Source organism: Saccharopolyspora sp. 6M (genome assembly GCF_020176775.1).
Taxonomy (GTDB): Bacteria; Actinomycetota; Actinomycetes; order Mycobacteriales; family Pseudonocardiaceae; genus Saccharopolyspora_C; species Saccharopolyspora_C gregorii.
Genome location: NZ_JAIUJZ010000242.1, coordinates 1 through 5,041, shown reverse-complemented (window position 1 = coordinate 5,041; position 5,041 = coordinate 1). Strand labels below are relative to the sequence as shown.

The 5,041-nt window shown below is 71.5% G+C and carries 4 protein-coding genes; 2 read left to right on the top strand and 2 right to left on the bottom strand.

Annotated elements, in window-relative coordinates; all coding sequences use genetic code 11:
- The first annotated feature begins 489 nt into the window (after positions 1–489).
- Together LCD31_RS26075 and LCD31_RS26070 are read left to right on the top strand one after the other, a co-directional pair.
- Positions 490–1,986, top strand: a complete 1,497-nt coding sequence (locus LCD31_RS26075) for a glutamate-cysteine ligase family protein (protein WP_224962333.1) — start codon at positions 490–492, stop codon at positions 1,984–1,986.
- Positions 1,987–2,112: 126 nt separating this feature from the next.
- Positions 2,113–2,742: a superoxide dismutase gene (locus tag LCD31_RS26070; RefSeq protein WP_224962331.1), complete on the top strand. Its 630-nt coding sequence runs from the start codon at positions 2,113–2,115 to the stop codon at positions 2,740–2,742.
- 242 nt (positions 2,743–2,984) lie between these two features.
- Here LCD31_RS26070 and LCD31_RS26065 read toward each other — a convergent pair whose 3' ends face one another.
- Both LCD31_RS26065 and LCD31_RS26060 read right to left on the bottom strand, forming a co-directional pair.
- Positions 2,985–4,211 (bottom strand): MFS transporter, encoded by a 1,227-nt coding sequence (locus tag LCD31_RS26065; RefSeq protein WP_374201684.1) that lies wholly within the window; start codon positions 4,209–4,211, stop codon positions 2,985–2,987.
- 268 nt (positions 4,212–4,479) lie between these two features.
- Positions 4,480–4,866, bottom strand: coding sequence for a MarR family winged helix-turn-helix transcriptional regulator (locus LCD31_RS26060; RefSeq protein WP_224962335.1), 387 nt, complete (start codon positions 4,864–4,866; stop codon positions 4,480–4,482).
- Positions 4,867–5,041: the final 175 nt, after the last annotated feature.

Genomic DNA, 5,041 nt, shown 5'->3' with positions numbered 1-5,041 from the left:
CGCCCCCCGCCCCCCCCCCCCCCCCCCCCCCCCCCCCCCCCCCCCCCCCCCGCGGCGCCCGGGGGCCCCCCCCCCCCCCGGCCCCCCCCCCCCCCCCCCCCCCCCCCCCCCCCCCCCCGGTCTCGGATCGCCCGGACTTCCGCGCGGCGCAAGGAGATTCCCGGCTGCCGCGCGTAGTCGACCCGTTCCGCAGGAGGCTGGAGATCCTCACCGCATCGGCGCAGCGCGCAACGCAGCGTGCGGATGGGTCCGCGCACCGACGGTGATTCCGCGGCCTGCGCCACCGCGCCCGATCGGCCAGGGCACGCCCGGTCAGGCCCGCCCGGAACGGGCGCGGAACCGGCCGGGAAAGTCCCTTTTCCCGCTGGTCACAAGAGGTGCCCGGGTGCTCGCTCGAACACCGTTTTGGACGCTGGTCCGCCGGGTACCGATGTGTCACCGTTGGTGTCCACCTAAGCCGGCGTGCTGGCCGACGAGCGGGGAGACGGCATGGGAAAGCACGTGACCAGTCGGGCTTTCACTCCTGTGGACCGGCAACGCTATCGGGACAAGATGCAGCGCGGTCTCGACGCGCTGGCCCGGATGCTCGCGGAGGGCAACTTCTCCTTCCCGCACCAGCAGATGGGGCTGGAGATGGAGCTGAGCCTCATCGACGAGCGGATGGACCCGTCGATGTCGAACTCGGTGGTCCTGGAGAAGATCAACGATCCGTCGTTCACCACCGAGCTGGGCCAGCACAACATCGAGCTCAACGTGCTGCCCCGCGCCCTCGCCGGGGACGGTGCCCTGGAGCTGGAGCACGAGCTGCGGAAGGCGTTGCGGCGCGCGGACGGCAAGGCCCAGGACGCGAACGCGAAGCTGGTGCTGATCGGCACGCTGCCCACGCTGCGGCGCAGCCACTTCGACCCGGGCTGGCTCTCGCACGACCCGCGGTACTCGCTGCTGAACGAGCAGATCTTCACCGCCAAGGGCGAGGAGATGCTGCTGGACATGGAGGGCGCGCCGCTCGGCGACGGCGGGCCGGAGCAGCTGCGCTGCTACGCGGATTCGATCGTGCCGGAGTCGGCGTGCACCTCGGTGCAGCTGCACCTGCAGGTGGCGCCGGAGGACTTCGCCGCGCACTGGAACGCCGCGCAGTGCCTGGCCGGGGTGCAGCTGGCGATCGGCGCGAACTCGCCGTTCCTGCTCGGCAAGGCGCTGTGGCACGAGACGCGGGTGCCGTTGTTCCAGCAGGCGACCGACACCCGGCCGCAGGAGCTGAAGAACCAGGGCGTGCGGCCGCGGGTGTGGTTCGGGGAGCGCTGGATCACCTCGATCTTCGACCTGTTCGAGGAGAACGTGCGCTACTTCCCCGCCCTGCTGCCGGAACCGGAGGAGGAGGATCCGGTGGCGGCGGTGCAGGCGGGCCGGGCGCCGACGCTGGCGGAGCTGCGGCTGCACAACGGCACCGTCTGGCGCTGGAACCGGCCGGTGTACGACCTGGTCGACGGGGTGCCGCACCTGCGGGTGGAGAACCGGGTGCTGCCGTCGGGGCCGAGCGTGCGTGACGTGGTGGCGAACGCCGCGTTCTTCTACGGGGTGCAGCGCGCGCTGACCGAGCAGGACCGGCCGGTGTGGACGCAGATGTCGTTCGCCGCGGCGGAGGAGAACTTCTACACCGGGGCCCGGCACGGCATGGACGCGCACCTGTACTGGCCGGGCGCCGGATGGATCACCCCGGACGAGCTGGTGCTGCGCCGGTTGCTGCCGATGGCGCACGAGGGGCTGCGGTTGTGCGGGGTGTCGGACGCCGCGCGGGAGCACGCCTTGGGCGTGATCGAGGCCCGCTGCCTGCGCAAGCAGACCGGGTCGTCGTGGCAGCGGGACGTGGTGGCGCGGCTGGAGCAGCGCGGTCACGACCGTCCGGCCGCGCTGGCGGCGATGCTGCGGCGCTACGTGGAGCTGTCGGACTCGGGCGAGCCGGTCCACGCCTGGCCGCTGGAGTGATGCGGGCCCGCGCGCGATCCCGGTGACTGAGATCAACCCGGGCCGGAATGCAGCCGCCCAGCTGTTGCCACTAGATTGCAATTGCTAGAGACTGCTGACAGCGATACGCGCACAGGGAGACGCTCCATGGCTCAGTACGTGCTGCCCGAGTTGGACTACGACTACTCGGCGCTGGAGCCCGCGATCTCGGGTGAGATCAACGAGCTGCACCACAGCAAGCACCACGCGACCTACGTCAAGGGCGCCAACGACACGATCGAGAAGATCGCCGAGGCGCGGGACAAGGGCGACTTCGGGTCGATCGTCGGCCTGGAGACGACGCTGGCGTTCAACCTGGCCGGGCACTCGCTGCACCTGGTGTGGTGGAAGATCCTCTCGCCGAACGGCGGGGACAAGCCGACCGGTGAGCTGGCGGCGGCCATCGACCAGGACTTCGGGTCGTTCGACAAGTTCCGCGCCCAGCTGGAGGCCGTGTCGACCACGATCCAGGGCAACGGGTGGGGCGTGCTGGCGTGGGACCCGGTGGGTCAGCGGTTGATCACGCAGCAGCTGCGGGACCACCACTCGAACCTGTCGATCGCCACCACGCCGCTGCTGGTGTTCGACATCTGGGAGCACGCCTACTACCTGCAGTACAAGAACGTGAAGGCGGACTACGTCAAGCAGTTGTGGAACGTCGTGAACTGGGACGAGGTCGGCAAGCGGTTCGCCGACGCCCGCGCCGGTTACAACGGACTGCGCCTGCCCACCGCCTGAGCCTTCCCGCGGCCGCGCGGGACCACGGACCGGCGGTGGATGCTCCGACAAGCGAAGCTGCCGACACTTCGGGGCCTTCCTCCGGGAGGGCCCCGAAGTGCTGTCCGCCGCCTGACCTGCTCGTTCGGCCTCGGACGGGAACGAACCCCGAACGCGAACGGGCCCCGCCTCCCGGAGGAGACGGGGCCCGCTCTGTTCCCGAACTGACTGCCGCTCCCACCACGAAGCGGACATGTATTAGGTTAGCCTAACCTCCCAGGGTCCGCAACCCCCGATCTCCGGCGGCGCAGCAGCACCCCGCACACCACCGCCGCGACCAGCGACGCCAGCCCACCCAGCAGCAGCGGCGACCGCGGGCCCAGCACCTCGGCCAGCCAACCCGACGCGAGCCCGCCCACCGGTTTCCCGCCGAGGAACAGCAGCATGTACAGCCCCATCACCCGGCCGCGCATCGACGGCTCCACCGCCAGCTGCACCGTGGAGTTCGCGCTGGTCGTGAAGGTCATCACCGCGACCCCGACCGGCACCAGCATCACCGCGAACGACCAGTACGACGGCATCAGCGAACCGACCGCCTCCAGCAGCCCGAACGCACCCGCCCCCAGCACCATCAGCCGCAGCCGCGACCCGGACCTCCTGCTGCGGCGAGCGGCGAGCGTGGCGCCGGAGAGGGTGCCGACGGCGAGCATCGTGATCAGCAGCCCGTAGCCGTCGGCGTCGCGGTCGAACACGTTGCGGGCGATCACCGCGAAGGTGCTCTCGAAGTTCATGCCGAAGGTGCTGACGCAGAACACCAGCACCATCACCGCCACCAGGTCGGGGCGCCCCAGCACGTAGCGCAGCCCCGCCCGCACCTGGCCGCGCTCCTTCGGCACCGGTTCGCTGCGGTGCAGCCGCGCCACGTTCATCAGCAGCAGCCCGCCGACCACGGCGGCCGAGCTGATGCCGTTGGCGATGAACACCCACCCGGTGCCGATCGCGGTGATGAGCAGCCCGGCGATGGCGGGCCCGACGATCCGCGCCAGGTTGAACGTCATCGAGTTCAGCGCGACGGCGTTGGTGAGCTGCGCGGGGCCGACCATCTCGACGACGAACGACTGCCGCACCGGCGCGTCCACCGCCGCGAAGCAGCCGAGCACGAAGCACAGCGCGTACACCTGCCAGAGCTGCGCCGAACCGGACACGTCGAGCAGTCCGAGCAGCAGCCCGCTGGCACCGAGCGCCGTCTGGGTGGCGACCAGCAGCCGCCGCTTGTCGAACCGGTCGGCGGCGGTGCCCGCCCACAGCGCCAGCAGCAGCGTCGGCAGGAACTGCAGCGCGACGGCCACGCCGAGCGCGCCGGGGCTGCCGCCGGAGAGCTCCAGCACGAGCCAGTCCTGCGCGGCCCGCTGCATCCAGGTGCCGGTGAGCGAGACGACCTGGCCCGCCGCGTAGTAGCGGTAGTTGCGCACCCGCAGCGAGCCGAACATGCCGCCGCCGGTGCCGGTCTCCCCGGCCGGCGGTCCGCCGGGCCGGTGATCGCTCTCCTGCCCGGGGTCGCTCTCCTGCCCGGGGTCGCCGGGCGGACCTCCGGCCCGCCCGCGCGCGGCCGCCGGTTCCGGATCACCGGCGCGCGCGGCCGCGGACGCACCGGAGAGTGCGCCGAGCTCGCCGGTGGACGTGCGGTTCGCACCGGCCGGGTCGGACCCCGACGGGTGCGGCGATTCCTCTGGCACCGCCGACGTGCTCAGCTCCCTCCTAGCGCTGCGAGATCCGTTCCATGATCTCGGCCGCGTGACTCAAGGTCGCGCGTTCGTCCCTGGTGAGTTCGGCCAGCTGGACGTCCAGCCAGCGCTCGCGGGCGGAGATCTCCTCTTCGATGCGGGCGCGGCCCGCGTCGGTGAGGTCCACGACGGCCTGCCGCCCGTCGGTGGGGTGCGGGGTGCGCACCACCAGGCCGAGGCCTTCGAGCGCCGCGATGACCCTGGTCATCGAGGGCGGCTGCACGCCTTCCTTCGCCGCGAGCGTGCCCGGAGTCATCGCCCCGGCCTTGTAGAGGCAGGACAGCGCGGACAGCTGGGAGAGCGTGACGACGGAGTCGGTGCTCTGCGCCCGCAGCCTGCGGTTGAGGCGGACGGAGGCCATCCGCAACCGGGTGGCCAGCGTGCGCTCCCGTTCAGCGATCTCGGACACGTCGTTAGTCTACCAAACTACTTGACGACATTTCGGTCATACGCCCCATCTTCGGACGCGATGCGCGGAGCTTAGTGCCTCCTGCCCGGGGTCGCTCTCCTGCCCGGGGTCGCCGGGCGGACCTCCG

What these genes read in the sequence shown, in the direction of transcription:
- LCD31_RS26075 (WP_224962333.1), top strand. Translation starts at nt 490, where the DNA reads ATGGGAAAGCACGTGACCAGTCGGGCTTTCACTCCTGTGGACCGGCAA.
- LCD31_RS26060 (WP_224962335.1), bottom strand. Translation starts at nt 4,866, where the DNA reads ATGGCCTCCGTCCGCCTCAACCGCAGGCTGCGGGCGCAGAGCACCGAC.
- LCD31_RS26070 (WP_224962331.1), top strand. Translation starts at nt 2,113, where the DNA reads ATGGCTCAGTACGTGCTGCCCGAGTTGGACTACGACTACTCGGCGCTG.
- LCD31_RS26065 (WP_374201684.1), bottom strand. Translation starts at nt 4,211, where the DNA reads ATGTTCGGCTCGCTGCGGGTGCGCAACTACCGCTACTACGCGGCGGGC.